Source organism: Pseudorhodoferax sp. LjRoot39 (assembly GCF_964253035.1).
In the GTDB taxonomy this organism is placed as follows: Bacteria; Pseudomonadota; Gammaproteobacteria; order Burkholderiales; family Burkholderiaceae_C; genus Pseudorhodoferax.
On the sequence record NZ_CAXUQL020000001.1, the window covers coordinates 5,470,192 to 5,489,265 of the forward strand.

General features: G+C 71.0%; 18 protein-coding genes. 11 read left to right on the top strand and 7 right to left on the bottom strand.

Features of this window, described 5'->3' with window-relative positions:
- Positions 1-184: 184 nt before the first annotated feature.
- From ACSQ4M_RS25470 to ACSQ4M_RS25505, 8 genes are all read left to right on the top strand, one after another.
- Positions 185-1,231, top strand: a complete 1,047-nt coding sequence (locus tag ACSQ4M_RS25470; RefSeq protein ID WP_436192184.1) for an amino acid ABC transporter substrate-binding protein — start codon at positions 185-187, stop codon at positions 1,229-1,231.
- Between the two features lie 9 nt (positions 1,232-1,240).
- The gene (locus ACSQ4M_RS25475) at positions 1,241-2,281 is read left to right on the top strand and encodes an amino acid ABC transporter substrate-binding protein (RefSeq protein WP_436192185.1); all 1,041 of its coding nucleotides are present in this window, start codon (positions 1,241-1,243) and stop codon (positions 2,279-2,281) included.
- A 25-nt stretch (positions 2,282-2,306) separates the two neighbouring features.
- Positions 2,307-3,368, top strand: a complete 1,062-nt coding sequence (locus ACSQ4M_RS25480; RefSeq protein ID WP_436192186.1) for an amino acid ABC transporter substrate-binding protein — start codon at positions 2,307-2,309, stop codon at positions 3,366-3,368.
- 227 nt (positions 3,369-3,595) lie between these two features.
- On the top strand, positions 3,596-4,384 hold the full coding sequence (locus tag ACSQ4M_RS25485; protein WP_436192187.1) for a GntR family transcriptional regulator: 789 nt from the start codon (positions 3,596-3,598) through the stop codon (positions 4,382-4,384).
- Complete coding sequence (locus ACSQ4M_RS25490) at positions 4,381-5,175, top strand: transporter substrate-binding domain-containing protein (protein WP_436192188.1); 795 nt, start codon at positions 4,381-4,383, stop codon at positions 5,173-5,175. Before ACSQ4M_RS25485 ends, ACSQ4M_RS25490 begins: the two co-directional genes overlap by 4 nt.
- 21 nt (positions 5,176-5,196) lie before the next feature.
- Positions 5,197-5,859: an amino acid ABC transporter permease gene (locus ACSQ4M_RS25495; RefSeq protein ID WP_436192189.1), complete on the top strand. Its 663-nt coding sequence runs from the start codon at positions 5,197-5,199 to the stop codon at positions 5,857-5,859.
- 4 nt (positions 5,860-5,863) lie between these two features.
- A complete protein-coding gene (locus ACSQ4M_RS25500; RefSeq protein WP_436192190.1) occupies positions 5,864-6,517 on the top strand; it encodes an amino acid ABC transporter permease in 654 nt (217 codons plus the stop codon).
- Entirely contained in the window at positions 6,501-7,262 is a 762-nt protein-coding gene (locus ACSQ4M_RS25505) for an amino acid ABC transporter ATP-binding protein (RefSeq protein WP_436192191.1), read from the top strand. Before ACSQ4M_RS25500 ends, ACSQ4M_RS25505 begins: the two co-directional genes overlap by 17 nt.
- On the opposite strand, the gene ACSQ4M_RS25510 is transcribed toward ACSQ4M_RS25505, so the two are convergent.
- A complete protein-coding gene (locus ACSQ4M_RS25510) occupies positions 7,231-8,463 on the bottom strand; it encodes an MFS transporter (protein ID WP_436192192.1) in 1,233 nt (410 codons plus the stop codon). The two genes, ACSQ4M_RS25505 and ACSQ4M_RS25510, sit on opposite strands and share 32 nt — an antisense overlap.
- Before the next feature lie 126 nt (positions 8,464-8,589).
- Between ACSQ4M_RS25510 and ACSQ4M_RS25515 the strand changes: the two genes are divergently transcribed.
- The 3 genes from ACSQ4M_RS25515 (at position 8,590) to ACSQ4M_RS25525 (ending at position 11,869) form a co-directional block, all read left to right on the top strand.
- Complete coding sequence (locus ACSQ4M_RS25515; protein WP_436192193.1) at positions 8,590-9,495, top strand: LysR family transcriptional regulator; 906 nt, start codon at positions 8,590-8,592, stop codon at positions 9,493-9,495.
- A gap of 61 nt (positions 9,496-9,556) precedes the next feature.
- A complete protein-coding gene (locus tag ACSQ4M_RS25520; protein WP_436192194.1) occupies positions 9,557-10,477 on the top strand; it encodes a LysR family transcriptional regulator in 921 nt (306 codons plus the stop codon).
- A gap of 135 nt (positions 10,478-10,612) precedes the next feature.
- On the top strand, positions 10,613-11,869 hold the full coding sequence (locus ACSQ4M_RS25525) for a sensor domain-containing phosphodiesterase (protein WP_436192195.1): 1,257 nt from the start codon (positions 10,613-10,615) through the stop codon (positions 11,867-11,869).
- Positions 11,870-11,879: 10 nt separating this feature from the next.
- Here ACSQ4M_RS25525 and ACSQ4M_RS25530 read toward each other — a convergent pair whose 3' ends face one another.
- From ACSQ4M_RS25530 to ACSQ4M_RS25555, 6 genes are all read right to left on the bottom strand, one after another.
- On the bottom strand, positions 11,880-12,344 hold the full coding sequence (locus ACSQ4M_RS25530) for a copper chaperone PCu(A)C (RefSeq protein WP_436192196.1): 465 nt from the start codon (positions 12,342-12,344) through the stop codon (positions 11,880-11,882).
- A 30-nt stretch (positions 12,345-12,374) separates the two neighbouring features.
- Positions 12,375-12,962, bottom strand: coding sequence for an SCO family protein (locus ACSQ4M_RS25535; protein WP_436192197.1), 588 nt, complete (start codon positions 12,960-12,962; stop codon positions 12,375-12,377).
- A gap of 14 nt (positions 12,963-12,976) precedes the next feature.
- A complete protein-coding gene (locus ACSQ4M_RS25540) occupies positions 12,977-15,112 on the bottom strand; it encodes a TonB-dependent receptor (protein ID WP_436192198.1) in 2,136 nt (711 codons plus the stop codon).
- Positions 15,109-16,491 carry a PepSY-associated TM helix domain-containing protein gene (locus tag ACSQ4M_RS25545; RefSeq protein WP_436192199.1) on the bottom strand — a complete coding sequence of 461 codons (1,383 nt, stop codon included), beginning with the start codon at positions 16,489-16,491 and terminating at the stop codon, positions 15,109-15,111. The genes ACSQ4M_RS25540 and ACSQ4M_RS25545 overlap by 4 nt, the downstream gene beginning before the upstream one ends.
- On the bottom strand, positions 16,491-18,470 hold the full coding sequence (locus ACSQ4M_RS25550) for a TonB-dependent receptor (RefSeq protein ID WP_436194067.1): 1,980 nt from the start codon (positions 18,468-18,470) through the stop codon (positions 16,491-16,493). The genes ACSQ4M_RS25545 and ACSQ4M_RS25550 overlap by 1 nt, the downstream gene beginning before the upstream one ends.
- Before the next feature lie 182 nt (positions 18,471-18,652).
- Positions 18,653-19,012: a DUF2946 family protein gene (locus ACSQ4M_RS25555; protein WP_436192200.1), complete on the bottom strand. Its 360-nt coding sequence runs from the start codon at positions 19,010-19,012 to the stop codon at positions 18,653-18,655.
- Positions 19,013-19,074 lie beyond the last annotated feature (62 nt).

The window sequence follows — 19,074 nt, forward strand, 5'->3', positions numbered from 1 at the left end:
GCGGCGGGAGCTGGCCATTCTAGGAGCCCGCCACGCACGACGCCGGCATGCAGGCCACCCCAGGTTCTCGCACCGCATGCACCGTGCTGCGCTACTATTTGCCAGCGCCCAATACCAAATTCCCGAAAGGATTGGCACAAGATATGCGCACCTCAAGAATGCCGCGGCAGGCCATATGACCGCGATGCACACGAAGTCGGCCACGGCCTGGTGGCGTCGCGTGGCCATGGCGCTGGGCATGCTGGCGCTGCTGCCTGGCGCCGCACAGGCCGGCCCCACGCTGGAGGCTGTGCGCGCGCGCGATGCCGTGCTGTGCGGCATCAGCCCTGGCATGCTGGGCTTCTCGCACCCCGGCACCGCGCCCGGCAGCTGGGAGGGCATGGACGTGGACATCTGCCGCGCCGTGGCAGCCGCCGTGCTGGGCAGCGGCGACAAGGTGAAGTTCGTGCACCTGCAGGTCGACGAACGGTTGCCGGCCCTGCGCGAGGGGCGTTTCGACATCCTCGCCTTCGCCGTCAGCGTCACCATGTCGCGCGACACCAGCATGGGCGCGCAGGCCACGGTGGTCACCTACTACGACGGCCAGGGCTTCCTGGTGCCCACGGCCAGCAAGCTGCGCACCACGCGCCAGCTGCGCGGCAAGCCGATCTGCGTGACGACCACGGGCAGTTCCGAGCAGACGCTGCAGGAATACTCCAACGCCCAGAAGATGGACTTCAGGCTGCTGCGCTTCGCCCGCTTCAAGGAAGCCATCGAGGCTTACATGGCCCGGCGCTGCGCAGCCATCTCGGCCGACGCCACCAGCCTGGCCGTGGTCCGGCGCACGCAGACGCCGCTGCCGGCCGACCACGTCATCCTGCCCGAGCTGATCTCCAAGGAGCCGCTGGGCCCGCTGGTGCGGCGCGGCGACGAAGAATGGGCCAGCATCGTCAGCTGGGTCGTCCGGGGCCTGATCGCGGCCGAGGAGCATGGCCTCACGCGCGCCAACGTGGTCCAGCAGGCCGCCAGCAACCCGAACGCCGAGGTGCAGCGCATGCTGGGGCGCAGCGGCGACACCGGCAAGATGATCGGCCTGGAACGCGACTGGCTGCTCAACGCATTGCGTGCCACCGGCAACTACGGCGAGATCTTCGCCCGCAACGTCGGCGCCGATTCGCCGCTGGGCCTGCCGCGCGGCCTCAACGCGCTGTGGAACCACGGCGGCCTGCAGTACGCGCTGCCGATCCGTTGAAGCGCCGGCATGCCCCGCAGCCTGTACCCGCCCACCGTCCTGCTGCGGCGCGGGGCGCTGCTGCTGGCGTTGGCCGTGGCCGGCCCCTGCAGTGCGGGCCCCACGCTGGACGCCGTGCGCGCCCGCGGCCAGCTGGTGTGCGGCGTCAACACCATGCTGCCGGGTTTCGCCGCACCCGATGCGCAGGGCCGCTGGCAGGGTTTCGACGTGGACATCTGCCGTGCCGTGGCCGCCGCGGTGCTGGGCGACGCAGAGAAGGTGCAGTACGTGGGCCTGTCGGCGCCGCAGCGCTTCGTGGCGCTGCAGAGCGGCGCGATCGACCTGCTGTCGCGCAACACCACGGTCACGCTGGCGCGCGATGCGTCGATGGGACTGCAGATGACGGCCATCGCCTTCTACGACGGCCAGGGCTTCATGGTGCCGGCCGGCAGCAAGATCCGTTCGGCGCTGGAACTCAAGAACAAGTCCGTCTGCGTGCAGCAGGGCTCCACCACCATCCACAGCCTCACCGAGTTCGCGCGCGTGCACCGGCTCAACATCCGCCAGCTGGCGTTCGACCGGCTGGAAGACGCCAACGCCGCCTACTTCGCCGGCAAGTGCGACGCCTACACCAGCGACGCCTCGCAGCTGGCCTCGCTGCGCGTGAAGTCTGCAGCCAAGCCGGCCGACCACGTGATCCTGCCCGAGGTGATCGCCAAGGAGCCGCTGGGGCCGCTGGTGCGCCGCGGTGACGACGACTGGGCCAGCATCGTGCGCTGGGTGCTCTACGGCCTGATCGAGGCCGAGGAACTGGGCATCACGGCGGCCACGGTCGAGGTGCTCAGGCGCAGCACCGATCCCTCCGTGCTGCGCGTGGTCGGTGCGGGCGAAGACACGGGCAAGCTGCTGGGCCTGGACCGCGAATGGCTGGCACGTGCCGTGCGCGCCACCGGCAACTACGGCGAGATCTTCGAGCGCAACCTGGGCCCGAGGACGGCAGTCGGGCTGCCGCGCGGCATCAACAACCTGTGGAACAAAGGGGGGCTGCAGTACGCGCTGCCGGTGCGCTGAGCTTCCCGTCACCGAGGACACCACCATGCCTGTGCCGTCCACACGCCACGCACGTCCCGCGCACCTGCTGCGCCGTCTCGTCCTGTGCTTGCTGGCCAGCGCCTGTTGGAGCACCGCCGCGCTGGCCGGGGCCACGCTGGACGCGGTGCGTGCCCGCGGGCAGCTGGTCTGCGGCGTCAGCAGCAACGCGCTGCTGGGCCTGTCGGCCCAGGCCGGCGACGGCCGCTGGCAGGGGCTGGACGTGGACATGTGCCGCGCCGTCGCGGCGGCCGTGCTGGGCGACGGCGAGAAGGTGCGCTACGTGCCGCTGTCCAACGCCCGGCGCTTCACGGCGCTGCAGGCCGGCGAGATCGACATGCTGTCGCGCAACACCACCATCACGCTCGCGCGCGACGCGTCCATGGGCCTGCACATGACGGCCGTGGCCTTCTACGACACCCAGGGCTTCATGGTGCCGGCCAAAAGCCGCATCCGCTCGGCGCGCCAGCTCAAGGACAAGACCGTCTGCGTGCAGCAGGCCACCACCACGGTGCGCAACCTGGCCGAGTACTCGCGCAACCACCGGCTGGAGCTCAAGACGCTGGCCTTCGAGGAGTTCGACGAGGTCAACGCCGCCTACTTCGCCGGCCGCTGCGATGCCTACAGCGGCGACATGTCGCAGCTGGCCTCGCTGCGCGCGCGCCTGGTGACCGCGCCCGACCTGCATGTGCTGCTGCCCGAGATCATCGCCAAGGAGCCGCTGGGGCCCCTGGTCCGGCGCGGCGACGCCGAATGGACCGCCATCGTGCGCTGGGTCATCTACGGCCTCATCGAGGCCGAGGAGTACGGCGTGACCCAGGCCAACCTGGAGCAGCTGCGCACCAGCAGCCAGGAGCCGGCCGTGCAGCGCATCGTGGGCACCGGCGACGACCTGGGCAAGCTGCTGGGCCTGGAGCGCGACTGGCTCGCGCGCGCGATCCGCACCACCGGCAACTACGGCGAGATCTTCGAGCGCAACCTGGGCCGCAACACGCCGCTCGCCTTGCCGCGCGGGCTCAACAGCCTGTGGAACAAGGGCGGGCTGCACTACGCCTTGCCCGTGAGATAGGAGCTCCCCCGTTTGAACTTCTCGCTTCGTGTAGAAGCTCCATACCCCCCAAGGGGGCGCCGCCAGCGGCCTGGCAGAGCCAGTTCCGCGGCGTCTGCTGGCATGGCCTGCTCCGCGGCCACTGGATCAGTGGCATGCCATCCGACGTCGTGCCTCGGCGATTCGCGCTTCAGTCTGGTGCATCGATCTTGCATACCAGCAGGCACGCTTCCTGCTGAGACATCTGCATGCCCAGCACCGCATCCGAGATCAGCGAACGCATCGTCCAGGCCGTCATGGCGCAGAAGCTCGCGCCCGGCGCCCGGCTCGGCGAGCAGCAGCTGGCCATGCTGTTCGACTGCAGCCGCACGGTGGTGCGCGAGGCGCTCACGCGGCTGGCGGCGCGCGGCATCGTCACGGTCAGCGCGCGGCGCGGCTGGTATGTGATCGAACCCTCGGAAGACGATGCGCGCGAAGCCTTCGAGGCCCGCCGCGTGATCGAGACCGGCCTGATCCGCAGCCTCAAGACGGTGCACAAACCCGCACTGAAAAAGCTCAAGACCCACCTGGCCCGCGAGAAGGCCGCGCTGGCCGGCACCGACGTGGGCGCGCGCAGCTTCCTGCTCGGCGACTTCCATGTCTGCCTGGCCGAATGCCTGGGCAATTCGCTGCTGGCCGACACGCTGCGCGACTACACGGCCCGCACCACGCTGATCGCCATGCTCTACCAGTCCCCGAACAACGCCGAGGCTTCCTGCGAGGACCATGTGCAGATCGTCGCGGCGCTGGAGCGCGGCGACTTCGCCGCGGCCGAGGCCCTGATGCACCAGCACATCGGCGCCGTGCACGATGCCCTGCGCCTGCCCGTGGAGAACGACCCGCTGGCCCGGCTGCGTGATGCACTGGCGCCGGTCGACGGACCTGCGGCACAAGTCTTGCGTACAAGAACCCCGCCACGCCGGTCCGCCCGCGCCGATGCACCAGCATCGGGCGACGGCCCGGACGAACCATCCACCTACCTCGGAGCCCTGCTATGAAGCACCTGACCCGCCGCCTCGCCCTTGCCACTTCGGCCGCCCTGCTCGCCAGCCTGGCCGTCGGCGCCCATGCCCAGAACGCACTGGACAAGGTGATGGCGTCCAAGAAGATCACCATCGCCATCCCGACCGACTTCCCGCCCTACGGCTTCGTCGGCACCGACATGGCGCCCCAGGGCCTGGACATCGACACCGCGCGCTACATCGCCGACAAGCTCGGCGTCAAAGTGGAGCTGACGCCCGTGACCAGCGCCAACCGCATTCCCTACCTGCAGAGCGGCAAGGCCGAGCTGGTGATCTCCACGCTGGGCAAGAACCCCGAGCGCGAGAAGGTGATCGACTTCACGGCTGCGTACTCGCCCTTCTTCCAGGCCGTGTTCGCGCCCAAGACCATGGCCATCAAGAGCTTCGCCGACCTGGCCGGCAAGAGCGTGGGCGTCACGCGCGGCGCGATCGAAGACCAGGAACTGACCAAGCTGGCCCCGGCCGGCGCCGACATCAAGCGCTTCGAGGACAACAACGCCACGGTCTCCTCCTTCGTCGCGGGCCAGGTGCAGCTGATCGCCACGGGCGCCTCGGTAGCAGGCAACATGATGGCCAAGAACCCGCAGCTGGGCACCGAGTACAAGCTGCTGCTCAAGGACTCGCCCAACTTCATCGGCGTGGCCAAGGGCGAGGACAAGCTGCGCCTGAAAGTCAACGAGATCCTGGTCGCGGCAAAGGCCTCGGGCGACCTGGACAAGCTGGCCCAGAAGTGGCTCGGCCGCCCGGCCGGCGACCTGCCCCAGTAAGGCGCGGCCGAGCAGCCCGCCATGCGCATCGAACTCGACTTCGGGGCCGTGCTGTCCCAGTGGCCGCTGCTGGCCACCGGGCTGCTCTGGACCATCGGCCTGACGGCCATCTCCGCGCTGCTGGGCGTGGCGCTGGGCGTGGTGTTCGCCTGGGTGCGCTCGCACGGCGCGCCCTGGCTCAAGTGGGTGGTCGGCACCTATGTGGAGCTGATCCGCAACACGCCCTTCATCGTGCAGCTGTTCTTCATCTACTTCGGCCTGCCGGCCGCGGGCGTGAAGCTCAATGCCGAGACCGCCTCGGTCATCGCCATGGTGGTGAACCTGTCGGCCTACGCCACCGAGATCATCCGCGCCGGCATCGACGCCACGCCCCGGGGCCAGATCGAGGCCGCCGCCAGCCTGGCACTCAGCCGCATGCAGACCTTCACGCGGGTGGTGCTGCCGCCCGCGCTCAAGAAGGTCTGGCCGGCCCTGGTCAGCCAGACCATCATCGTGATGCTGGGCTCGGCCGTGTGCGGCCAGATCTCCACGCCGGAGCTGAGCTACGCGGCCAACCTGATCCAAAGCCGCAACTTCCGCGCGTTCGAGGCCTTCATCGTCGCCACGCTGCTGTACCTGCTGCTGGCCATGGCGCTGCGCAAGCTGCTGAACTGGGCCGGTCCTCGCTTCATCTACGGAAGGTAGCCCCATGGTCGACTTCACCCTCTGGGACATCCTGCGCAACCTGCTGCTCGCGCTGCGCTGGACCGTCGTGCTCTCGCTGATCGCCTTCGTCGGCGGCGGCCTCGTGGGCCTCGGCCTGCTGGTCGCGCGCCTGTCGGGCCGGCGCGGCATGGACGCCATCGTCGGCGGCTACGTGCAGCTGTTCCAGGGCACGCCGCTGCTCATGCAGCTGTTCCTCGCTTACTTCGGCATCGCGCTGTTCGGCATCCAGACCTCGGCCTGGGTGGCGGCCTCGGTGGCGCTCACGCTGTACACCAGTGCCTTCCTCACGGAGATCTGGCGCGGCTGCGTGGCCGCCATCCCCAAGGGCCAGTGGGAGGCCGCCGACAGCCTGGCATTGAGCTTCGGCGAGAAGCTGCGCCATGTGGTGCTGCCGCAGGCCGTGAAGATCGCCGTGCCGCCTACCGTGGGCTTTCTCGTGCAGGTGGTCAAGGGCACGGCCCTGGCCTCGGTGATCGGCTTCATCGAACTCACCAAGGCCGGCACCATGATCACCAACGCCACCTTCAAGCCCTTCGTGGTCTACAGCTGCGTGGCGCTGCTGTACTTCGTGCTGTGCTTCCCGATCAGCCTGTACGCCAAAACCTTAGAGAGGAAACTCCATGTCCGCCCTGCCTGAGGCCAAGGCCGCCCCCATCGTCGAGATCAGCGGCCTGCGCAAGTCCTACGGGGCCAACGAGGTCCTGAAGGGCATCGACCTGCAGGTCCAACCCGGCGAGGTCATCGCCATCATCGGCAAGAGCGGCTCGGGCAAGAGCACGCTGCTGCGCTGCATCAACGGGCTGGAGGTGTTCCAGCACGGCAGCCTCACGGTGGACGGCAAGCCGCTTCTGCACGACGACGCCAACGCCATGCGCACGCTGCGCCAGCGCGTGGGCATGATCTTCCAGAGCTTCAACCTGTTCCCGCACCTGACCGTCGGCAAGAACGTGATGCTGGCGCCCGCACTCGTCAAGAAGAAGGACGCCGCGGCTGGTGCCGAGCAGGCCAAAAAGCTGCTGGCCCGCGTGGGCCTGGCCGAGAAGTTCGACGCCTGGCCCGACCAGCTCTCGGGCGGCCAGCAGCAGCGCGTGGCGATCGCGCGTGCGCTGGCCATGGAGCCGGCCGTGCTGCTGTGCGACGAGATCACCAGCGCGCTCGACCCCGAACTCGTCGGCGAGGTGCTGCGCGTGGTCGAGAGCCTGGCCGAGGAAGGCATGACGCTGCTCATGGTCACGCACGAGATGAACTTCGCGCGCAAGGTCAGCGACCGGCTGATCTTCATGCACCAGGGCCGCGTGCACGAGATGGGGCCGCCGAACGAGCTGTTCGCCAACCCGCAGACGCCCGAGCTCAAGCAGTTCCTGTCGTCGCTGCACGGCTGACGAACCCCGCCGCCAGCGCCAGCAGCGTGGCCAGTGCGAACGCCGCCCGCGTGCCCGCCGCCACCGCCTGCGGCGAGGCGACGGCCGGATCGGCCACCCCGGAGCCGAGCAGGAACACGGCGCCCATCAACGACGCCCCCGCCACCAGCCCCAGGTTGCGCGACAGGCCCAGCAGGCCGGACACCTGGCCCCTGCGCTCGGCTGCGGCCCCGGCCATCACGGCCGTGTTGTTGGCCGCCTGCACCAGCGCATAGCCGGCGGTCATCAGCACCAGCGGCAGCACATAGCCCAGGACACCCCAGGCCAGCGGCGCCAAGGCCAGCACGGAGCAACCGGCGGCCATCGCCGCGAGGCCCGCGCGCAGCATGCGGCCCGCGCCCCATTGGTCGACCAGGCGGCCCGCCGGCAGCCCGACCAGCGCCGCCACCAGCGGGCCGCAGGCCATGGCCAGGCCGATGCGCGCGGCGTCCAGCCCCAGCGCGCCGGCCAGGTGGAACGGCCCGACCACCAGCGTGGCCATCACCACGCAGGACACGAGCAGGCTGACGGCCAGCCCGCTCGCCAGCCCTGGCGCCCCGCGCCATGGGCCCAGGCTGGCCGGGCGTGCCGGCACCGCAGCGCCGCGCTCCACCGGCAGCCGCCCCACCAGCACCAGCGCCACGGCGGCCAGCGGCAATGGCGCCCAGAACAGTGCGCGCCAGCCGAAGCCTGCCAACAGCACCCCGCCCAGCGCCGGCCCCAGGGCGGTGCCCAGCGCAGACACCGTGCCCAGCAGACCCATGGCGCTACCCACGCGCGTCCTGGGTGCGGCCTGCGCGACCAGCGCCAGCGTCAGCGCCATCAGGCAGGCCGCTCCCGCGCCCTGCACCGCGCGCGCCGCCACCAGCCAACCCAGCGTGGGCGCCAGCGCACCGAGGCCGCTGGCCATGCCGAACAGCGCGATGCCGCCCAGCAGCACATTGCGCCGCCCCCACCAGTCGCCCAGCCGGCCGGCCGGCAGCACCAGCGCGGTGACCGCCAGCAGGTAAGCCAGCACCACCCACTGCACCTGCTGGAACGGCGCGCCGAAGGCCTGCGCCAGCGCCGGCAGCCCGACGTTGGCGATGCCCGCGCCGAGTGCGGACAACAGCATCGCGGTGGCCAGGCCGGCCAGGGCAAAGCGCGAATGCGAAGTGACGGGAGCAAGCGTGGTGGTGGGCATGGCGTGGTCGGCAAGGAAGTCCAGGAGAGCCTGCAGCGTAGGCGGCGCAGCGCCGCGGCGGAAGGCGCGCCGCCTGCACGCCACCCGTGCACGCCACGCCATGTCTTGCGTGCTAAGGTGCCCGGCGTGCCACGACCCGACCTCAACCTGCTCGTCACGCTGGACGTGCTGCTCGCCGAAGGCAGCGTGGCCGGCGCCGCGCGCCGCCTGCGGCTCAGCCCCTCGGCCATGAGCCGCACGCTGGCCCGGCTGCGCGCCGCCACCGGCGACGCGCTGCTGGTGCGCGCCGGCCGCGCCCTGGTGCCCACGCCGCGCGCACTGGAACTGCGCGCCCGCGTCGGTCCGCTGGTGCAGGAGGGCGAGGCGCTGCTGCGCCCCGGCACCGCGCCCGACCTGCGGCAACTGCAGCGCCAGTTCACGCTGCGCACACGCGAAGGCTTTGTCGAAACCTTCGGCCCGGCCCTGCTGGCGCGCATCGCAGCCGAGGCCCCCGGCGTGCGCCTGCGCTTCATCGCCAAGCACGACAAGGACAGCGCCCTGCTGCGCAGCGGCGCGGTGGACCTGGACACCGGCGTGGTCGACGGCACGGCCGGCCCCGAGGTGCGCACCCAGGCGCTGTTCAGCGAGCGCTTCGTCGGCGTGGTGGCGCCCGGCCATGCGCTGGCGGCGCAGCCGGCCACGCCCGAGCGTTACGCGGCCTGCCGCCACGTGCAGGTGGCGCGCCGAGCGGCAGCCGCCGGCCCGGTGGACGAAGCCCTGCGTGCGCTCGGCCTTGCGCGCGACATCGCCACCACGGTCGACAGCTTCTCCGCGGCGCTGGCCCTGGTGCGCGCCGCCGGCCTCGTGGCCACCGTGCCCGAGCGCCACACCACCGGCCTGCGCGCCGGCCTGCACACCATGGCACTGCCGCTGGCCCTGCCCCCCATGGCCATCGCGCTGCTGTGGCACCCTCAGGCACACGCCGACCCTGCGCACAGATGGCTGCGGGCCTGCGTGCGCGAGGTGTGCGCGGCGGTGCTGGGTGGCGACTGAGCGCCCCCTACACTGCGGTGGCCGGCTGCGCGACTGGCAGCTCCATCCACCCGCCACGCCCATGAGCGACAGCCTGCATTCCCTGAACCTGCACGACCTGCGCCTCCTGTCTCTGCTGCTGGCCGAACGCAGCATCACGCGCGTGGCCGAGGCCAGCGGCCAGGCCCAGCCAGCCGTCAGCCGCAAGCTGCAGCGCCTGCGCGAGGTGCTGGCCGACCCGCTGCTGGTGCGCAGCGGCACGCGCATGGTGCTGACCGAGCGCGCCCAGACGCTGCGCGAGCCTCTGCGCGAGATCATGGCCCAGGCCGCGCGGCTGGAGGCCGGCGGCAGCTTCGATCCGGCCAAGGCCGAGCGCGCCTTCCACATCGTGTGTTCGGACTGCCTGCCGCCTGATTTTTTGCCCGGCATCGTGGCCCGGCTGGCCAGCGCCGGCCCGCGCATCGCCGCCCACATCCGGCCGGCTGACGCGGCCTTCGACCTGGCCCAGGCGCTGGACGACGGCAGCGTGGACCTGGTCATCAACAACGACCCGCGCCCGCGCGAAGACCTGCGCATGGCCGTGCTGTTCTCCGACGAGATCGTCTGCCTGATGCGGCGCGGCCACCCGCTCGCGCAGGAGCGCCGCATTCCGCTGGCGCGCTACCTGCGCATGCGCCACCTGGCGCCGCACACCGGATCGCAGCCGCGCACCGGGCCCATCGATGGCGAACTGGCCAAGACCGGCTACCAGCGCCAGATCGTCGCCACCGTGCCCGAGTTCAACCTGGCGCCCTATGCGCTGCTGGAGAGCGACCTGGTGTTCACCACCGCCCGCCGCTTCGCCGACCACTACGCGGCGCGACTGCCCCTGGTGGTGGCGCCCGCGCCGGCCGAACTGCCGCCCATGCGCTTCTACCAGCTGTGGCACGAGCGCAGCCATGCCAGCGCGGCCAGCCGCTGGCTGCGTGGCCAGGTGCAGGCACAGGCAGCGCCGGCTGGCTGAACTGCCCCACATTCCTGCTGGCCTACAGCACGGACCGGCACAAGCCGATAGCACCACCGCAGGGCGTGTGCCAACAATGAACTCCGGCACTTCGGTGCGGGCTCTGCCCGCGGGGCCGGTCCAGAAAAAGACAGCATGCAGACCGCAGACGCGCAAGCCACAGCAGGCACGGCAGCCGAGCCAGCCCCCAGGCCGCAGGACGCCGACAGCCTCGAATCCATCCTGCGCATCGTGCGCCGCTACCTGGGCATGGACGTCGCGTTCGTGTCGCGCTTTCGCGAAAAGGACCGCCTGCTCGAACTGCTGGACGACGAATCGCATGGCCCGCTGCACCAGGGCCAGGCGATCCCGCTGACCGAGGGTTACTGCCTCAAGGTGGTGCGCGGCGAGTTGCCTGAGTTCATTCCGGACACCTCGCGCAACGCCTTGGCGCGCGCCTTGCCGGCCACCTCGGAGGTCCCCATCGGCTCGCACCTGAGCGTGCTCATCGTGCTGCCGGACCAGCATGTCTACGGCACGCTGTGCTGCTTCAGCTACCACACCAACGACACTCTGGACGAGCGCGACGTGCAGCTGTTGCGCGCCTGCGCCGATTTCCTCGCGCTGCACTTCGAGAACACCGCCCGGCGCGAGCGTGAGCGCGAGTACACGGCGGCGGCGATGCGCGCCGTCATGGCCCAGGGGGCACCGCGCATCGTGTTCCAGCCGGTCTACCACCTGCCCGACCTGCACCTGCATGGCTTCGAATGCCTGTCGCGCTTCGACACCGAGCCGCGGCGCACACCCGACCGCTGGTTCACCGTCGCGCACGATGCCGGCGTGGGCCTGGAACTGGAACTGCAGGCCATCCGCAATGCACTGGCCTACCTGGAGCGCATGCCCGTCGGCCCCTGCATGAACATCAACAGCTCGCCCGAGATGATCCTGTCGGGCCAGCTGCTCGCCCTGCGCGATGCCGGCCACGACCTCTCGCGCGTGGTGCTGGAGATCACCGAGCACGCCGTGGTGCGCGACTACGCCGCGCTGTCGCTGGCGCTCAAGCCGCTGCGCGCCGAGGGCGTCACCCTGGCCGTGGACGACGCCGGCGCGGGCTACTCCAGCATGCGCCACATCCTGAGCCTGGAACCCGACATCATCAAGCTGGACATGGAGCTCACGCACGGCATCGACGCCGACCCCAAGCGCAAGGCCCTGGCCAAGGGCCTGACCAGCTTCGCGCACGAGATCGGCTCGCTGGTCGTGGCCGAGGGCGTGGAGACCCAGGCCGAGCTGTTGGCGCTGGCCCGGCTCGGCGTGGACTGCGCCCAGGGCTACCACCTGGACAAGCCGCTGGACTTCGCGCAGGCGCTGGAGCGCTGCCGCGGGCCCATCGAGCACGGACGCTGCGGCTGACCTGCAGGAATCAGTGCTTGTGCTGCGCGGCCGGCGCGGCGCTGGCGTTGACCGCGCGCACGGGCGCCTGCACCTGAACCGACTCGCGCTGCCCGTCCTTGCCTTCGAACACCAGCGTCAGCGGCACGGTGTCGCCGGCCTTCACTTGCGCGGGCAGGTCCATCAGCATCACGTGGTAGCCACCGGGGCGCAGCTCCACGGTCTTGCCGGCCGGAAGCTCCAGGGCGGGCACCTGGCGCATGCGCATCACGTTGTCCTGCAGCGCCATCTCGTGCACCTCGACGATGGGCGCGCTGGGCGAGCTGGCCGACACCAGGCGCACGTCCTTGACCGAGCGCAACTGCATGAAGGCGCCGGTCCCCTTTTGCTGCGGCACGGTGGCGCGCACCCAGGCGTCCTGCACGGTGACCTGGGCCTGCGCGGCACCGGCGGCGAGCGTGGTGGCGGCGAGGAGGATGCGAAGTGTGGTGTTCATGGAAGGTTCTCGTTGGAGGGAGGATGGGTGTCAGGCCAGCAGCCGGCGCAGGTCCTGCGCGACCTGCTCGGCGCTCTGGTCGTGCTTCAGGATGAGGCGCAGCTTGCCGGCGGGATCGTAGACATAGCTCAGCGCCGTGTGGTCCATGGTGTAGGAGGAGCCGGTCGGCACCTTCTTGTAGTACGCCTTGAAATTCCGCGCGAGTTCTGCGGTCTCGTCGAGCGAACCATACAGGCCCAGGAAGCTCGCGTCGAAGGCCCCGGTGTAGGCCTTCAGCACCGGCGGCGTGTCGCGCTCGGGGTCCACCGTGACGAAGATGACCTGCAGCCGCCCGCCCTGCGTGCCCAGCAGCGCCTTGGCCTGGGCCGCGCGGGCCAGCGCAGTCGGGCAGACGTCGGGGCACTGCGTGAAACCGAAGAACAGCAGCACGGCCTGGCCCTGGAAATCCGCCAGCGTGCGTGTGCGGCCGTCGGGGTCCTGCAGCTTGAAGTCGCGGCCGTGGTCAGTGCCTGACATGTCGATGCCGTTGAATGTGGGTGTGGCGGGCTGGCAGGCCGCCAGAAGTGCCGCGCCGCCTGCCACGAGCAGGCGGCGGCGGTGGTGGTCGATCGGGTGCATGTTCTCGCCTGGCATCAAAAGGTGTACAGGGCCGACAGCTGCACGTTGCGCCCCTGCGCCGGCGTGACCCAGCGCGCCACATGCAGGTGGCTGGAAACGTAGTACGCCTTGTCGGTCAGGTTGCGCAGCGCCAGCTGCAGTTCCACGGCCTGGCCGCCGCCCAGCGGCTTCTTCCAGGTCTGCGTGAGGTCCAGGCGCGCATAGCCCGGCAAGGTGACCGTGTTGGCGCGGTCGGCCCAGCGCGCGCTCTGCGCGTACAGGCCGGCGCCCGTCACCCACTTCGCATCGGAGGCGATGGCCCAGGTGTACTCGCCCCACAGGCTCAGCGCATGCGGCGCGACGTTGGGTGCGGTCGTGCCGGCGAGCAGCGAATTGGCCAGCACCTGCGCGCGCGTGTAGGCATAGGCGGCGCGCACGGTGACGCGCTCGGCCACCTCGCCGGTCAGCGCCAGCTCCACGCCGCGCGAGCGCCCGGTGCCGTCGACGGTGAAGTCGAAGTTGTTCTGCGGCGTGCTCTGGTCGGCCGAGATCATGTTGCGCTGGTCCAGCTGGTAGACCGCCACGTCGGTGGTGAGCTTTCCACCGCGCCACAGCGACTTCCAGCCCAGCTCGAACTGCTCCGAGCGGCGCGAGGGCAGCGACTGGCTGGAGGACGACGACACCTGGTTGGGCGCCATGCCCTTGGCCCAGTTGGCGTACAGGCTGTCGGTGTCCGACAGGCGGCGCAGCACGCCGAGCTTGGGCGAGAAGACCGACTCGTCCACGGCCCGCGTGCCGGCGCCGCCGTAGAGAAAGTCCTGCTGCGTCCAGCGCAGCCCGGCCACGAAGGTCCAGGCGCCCAGATCCACCGTGTCCTGCACCGAGGCGGCAACGCTGCGCAGGTTCTGCGTCGTGAGCCCGCCTGCCGCCAGCGCGCTCCAGGCCGGGATGGCGACCCGGCCGAACACCGGGTTGAACACGTTGATGGACGGGCTGGCCGAGGCCGGCACGAGCAGCGAAGGCTGGTCCAGCGTCTCGCGGTAGTAGTCCAGGCCGAAGAACAGCTGGTGCCGGGCCGCGCCCGTGGCCTGCCGGCTGGTGAGGGACACGGCGGCCGAGTCGATGCGCCGATCGGTGCCGGGCTCCACGGCCGCGCCCCGCGCCCAGGTGCCGACAGGCGTGGCGGGCGTCACGGGGAGCGGGTTGCCGTTCAGGAAGCTCTTGACCGAGGTCGAGTCCGCCCACAGGTGCGTGAGGTTCACGGCCAGCCGCGTATCGGCGGACAGTGCCACATCGCCATGCAGGTCGACGATGCGCGTGTTCGTCGTCGAGTCCCGCCCCGGCTCACCGAACTGGCGGTCGCGCGGCACGTCCACCGGCCTGTCCCCCAGCGAAGGGATGCCGTAGTCGGGCTGGTAGCGCTGGTTGATCGCCTCGAAGCCCGCGCGCAGGTGGTAGCGGTTGCCGTCGCTCTTGGCGATGCCGAGCTTCAGGCCTTCGAGCTTGTCGGGCACGTGGCGCCATTCGCTGGCGTCCGATTTCGTCAGCACCACCCGGGCAGCCAGTTCCTGCTCGGCGTTCAGCACGCGGTTGACATCGGCCGACAGTTCGAGCGCGCCCGAGCTGCCCACGCCCACGCCGACCGCGCCGAAGTTGGCGAGCCGCGGCTGCTTGGTCACGAGGTTGACGGTGCCGCCCGGCTCGCTGCGCACGCCCAAAGCGGCACCCGGGCCGCGCAGCACGTCGATGGACTCGACGAACGCGGATGCGAAGGGGTAGTTGGACAACCGCACGCCGTCGCGCAGGATGCGGCTGGAGCCGGTGCCGCTGTCCATGATGGCGCCGCGCAGCGTGAAGAACTGGGTGTGCGAGCCGTTGAAGCCCGAGTCGGCCTGCACACCGGGGATGTTGCGCAGCGCCTCCTGCAGCGTGGTGCCGCCCTGCGCGCGCAGCACGTCCACGGGCAGGCTGGAGGCCGAGAACGGTGTGTCCATGGTCGAGGCCGCAGACCCGGTGGCCAGGTTGCCCGCGCGCAGGGTCTTGGGGGCCGCGGCCTCGCGCACGGTGACGGAAGGCAGCGCGTTGCCGGGGGCGCCCTGGTTCTGCGCCAGGGCCATCGGTGAGGTGGCCGCCGCGAGGGTCCAGGCCAGGATCTTGGTGTGGGGGTTCATTGCACCTTTCCAGTCAAAAAGTGATCCAGCGCCCACATCGCCAGCAGCGAAGCGCCCATCAGCGGGAACGCCAGGCCGCCCAGCACCAGGAACGCGAGCACCGCGCGCAGTGCGCGGCGGTCCGCTGGCGACGGCGGTACGCCCAGTGCGCCGGCCGGCCGGCGCTTCCACCACATCGTGGCGGCGCTGACGCACAGCAGCACGATGGCCAGGCAGGCCACGACCAGCAGCGCCTGGTTGGCCACGCCGAACTCCTGGCCCATGTGCACGTTGATGCCCCACTCCAGCCAGCGGCCGAGCGGGCCGTAGTCGCCATAGCCCATGTCCAGCAGCACCGCGCCGCTGTATTGGTCCAGGTGCACCACGCGCTGGCGCGCCAGGTCGTGCGGATAGACCGAGGCGGTGTAGACGCCGGCCGGCCCCTGCGGCAGGACCAGCGTGTAGCCCGGGGCCAGGCCCAGGCGCTCGACGATGGCCATGGCCGCGTCCAGGCCGAGCGCACCCGGTGCGGCGCCCTCCCCTGCAGCGCTGCCGTGCCCGGCATGGCCAGCGTGGGCCGACTGCGGCAGCCGCGCCTGCTCCAGCGACCAGGCCGTGGGGCCGCCCTCGGCCAGGCGCTGCTGCGACATCGGCACCTGCACGCGCACGCCGGCCGGGTAGCCGAAGTTGTGCCCGTTGGCCCACTGGTTCACCTGCTGGCCCCACAGCACCGACCAGGGCATGCCGGTGAGGGCCAGGAACACCAGCATGGCGCCGACGAACACGCCGGTGACGGCATGCAGGTCGCGCCAGAACACGCGCTGGCGCGGCGCGCCGCGCACCGTCACCACGCCGCCACGGCGCCCGCGCGGCCACCACAGGTAGATGCCGGTCGCCACCAGCACGATGGCCCAGCCGGCCGCGATCTCGATGGCGCCGCGCGCGACGGGCCCGAAGTACTTGAGGCTGTGCAGCCTGCGGATGGTCCAGGCCACGCTGCCGCCCTCGGGCAGCGCGCCCAGCACCTGGGCGCGCCAGGGGTCGACGTAGACCGACAGGCGCTCGCCACGGGCGGTGGCGATGCCGACCTCGGCCGAGGCCGATGGCGCCGCGGCAGGCGTGTACTTGCGCAGCACACCCGGGTACGCGGCCAGTGCCGCGGCCGTGATCTCGCCATGCCCGCGCGGCACGGTGGCTGCCGGCACCACGGTCTTCAGCCCGTGGTGGAACCAGCCGTCGATCTCGGCCTTGAACACGTACAGCCCGCCCGTGATGGCGAGCCAGACCAGGAAGGGCAGCACCAGCAGGCCGGCGTAGAAGTGCCAGCGCCACACGGCGCGGTACAGGCTGGCGCCGGCCCGCACCGGTGCGTCGGCTTCAGCAGGCAGGGTCGCGGCCATCAGAAGCGCACATCCAGGCTGGCATAGGCGCCGCGGCCATCACCCGGCGAATAGCCGGACGATCCGCTGTCGTACCAGGCATAGACGTACCGGCGGTCGGTGACGTTCTTCACCTGCAGGCCCACATCCACGGCGGCCGAGACGCGGTAGGTCGCGCCCAGGTTGAGCAGCGCGTAGCCACCGGCCTTGGGCTGGGTGTTGGTGCGCTCCAGGAAATAGTCGCCCTGGGCATTGCCCCAGGCGGACAGCTTGAGCCGCTCCGTCGCCTGCCAGTCCACGCCGGCCGAGACCAGCCAGCGCGGCACGTTCTCGATCTCCTTGCCCAGCGTGGTGGGCGCGCTCGGGTCGGGCGCGGTGATGCGGGCCTGCTGGCGCGAATAGGCGACCCAGGCCGTGGTGCTGGCCGTGGCCTTGGCACCCAGCTGCACGTCGAAGCCCTTGCGCAGCGTCTTGCCCACGTTGCCCAGGCCGCCGGGGTCGGGCAGGCCATCGACGCCCAGCACGCGCGCCACTTCGCCCGAGGCGCGCTGCTCCCAGTACGCGACGCGGCCGTCCAGCCAGGGCAGCGGGCTGAACTTGACGCCGGCCTCCCAGCCATGGTTGATGGAGGGCTTGAGCTTGCGCGCCTGCGTGCGGTAGGCATCGATGCCCGATCCGATCTGGAACGTGCGGCCCCAGTTGGCGTAGACGCTGGCCTGCGGGTTCAGCGTGTAGGCCAGGCTGATCTTGGGCTGCCGGATGCTGCCGTAGTCGTGCACCGGCGCCTGGGTGCCGGCGATGCGGTCGCGGAAGTGGCCGCGCACCCGGTCCACGCGCAACGCCGGGCTGATCTTCAGCGCCGGCACCGGGCGCACCACGGCCTGCAGGTAGGCACCCTGCGTGTCCAGGTCGAAGTCCCAGTCGCGGAACTGCGCGGTGCGCACGCGCTCCACGGTGCGCCAGCGCTGGCCGATGTTGTCCTGCCATTGCGCGTCGAAGCCGCCCTCCAGCGTGAACGCGTGGGCCCAGGCCACCTGGGGCCGCCAGGTCAGCGTGGTGATGGCGCCGTGCTGCTTCTCGTCGTTGCCGCGCTCCTGCTGCACGCCGGCCGCCGAGAAGCGCGCCCAGCGCTGGTTCTCGTAATGGTTGGTGTAGAGCCTGGCGGACCAGGACAGGTCTTGCGCGAGTTCCCCGTCGAGGTGGGCGCTGAGCTGCAGCGTCTCGCGCTCGCCGCGGTCGGCCGCCGCGTAGGACGGCGAGCTACGCGGTGCGTCCATCGCCTGCTGCAAGCTCAGGTAGCCCGACTCCAGCGCCTTGTTGCGGTAGTAGCGCGCCATCAGGCCGGCGCGCCAGCGCGCGTCATCGCTGGTGTAGAACCACTTGCCCGACAGCGCCACCTTCTCGGCGTCGGCGTGGTCCCGGTAGCCGTCGGAGTCGCGCCAGGCCAGGAAGTAGTTCTGGCTCCAGTTGCCGCTCTCGATGCCCTTGGCGACCTGCACTTCCCGCGTGCCGAAGCTGCCGACCGTCAGGCTGGCGCGGCCCTCGTTGCCGCCGCTGCGCGTCAGCACGTTGGCGTTGCCGGCGATGTTGTGCAGCCCGTAGCGCGGATCGTTGGTGCCGCGCACGATCTCGATGGCCTCGATGTCCAGCGGGAACACGGCATCGAGGAAGGGCATGCCGCCCGCGTTGTCGTTGCTCGGGATGCCGTCGATCAGCAGCTTGACGGCGTTGATGCGCCCCTCGCCGTTGAAGCCGCGGAACGAGAAGCGGCCGGCGTCCGTGCCCTGCTTGAACTGCGTGACCTGCACGCCCGGCGCGCGCGTGAGCAGCTCCCAGCTGTAGTCCACGTGCTGGTCCTGCAACAGGCTGGCGCCCAGGATGTCGACGGAGCTGAACACGTTGCGCGCGGGCAGCGGGCCCGCAGGATTGGCGTGGATGGTGACGGTGCCCAGCGTCAGCATGGAGTCGGCCGCGTCCTGCGCACCGGCAGAAGGCACCATGGCCAGCGCGGCACAGCCGGCAAGAAGCCGCGGCGTGCGGCGGCGAAAGGGGCGGAATGCGTGGAACACGGCACAACCTCGGGGAAGCAGGGACTGGTCGCGCAGGCCGTTCGCCAACGCGGCGGCACTGCACAGGAGCGCGATCGCGTGCCCTCGCGGGCCTCACGCGTCGCGGCGGGGGCTCAGACCAGGGAGGGAGGGCCGCGTGGCGGCAGCGGCGCGCCGACCAGCGCCGCGATGTGCGCGGCCACCGAAGGCTGCAGTGCATGGGCCAGCGGCTGCGGCGCGGCGCAGGGGGCCCGGTACGGCGCCGGCGGCAAGGTGGCCGCCAGGCACATCGGGCAATCCAGGGTGTGGTGCACGGCGGCACCGTCCTGCGCATCGTCGCCCAGCGCCACCAGCTTCACGCCGCCGCTGGCCGTGCAGACCAGTTCCATGGCCTGCGGCTGCACCAGAGGCGAGGCGATCGCCACGCCCATGGCCAGCACGAACCACGCCAGAACGAGGCGGGCCAGCAGCGTGGAGCGGCGCAGCAATTGCATGGGCGGCGATCATAAGGTGGCCGGCACGCTGGCGCCTCTGGCCTCCAGTGGGGCAAATTGAC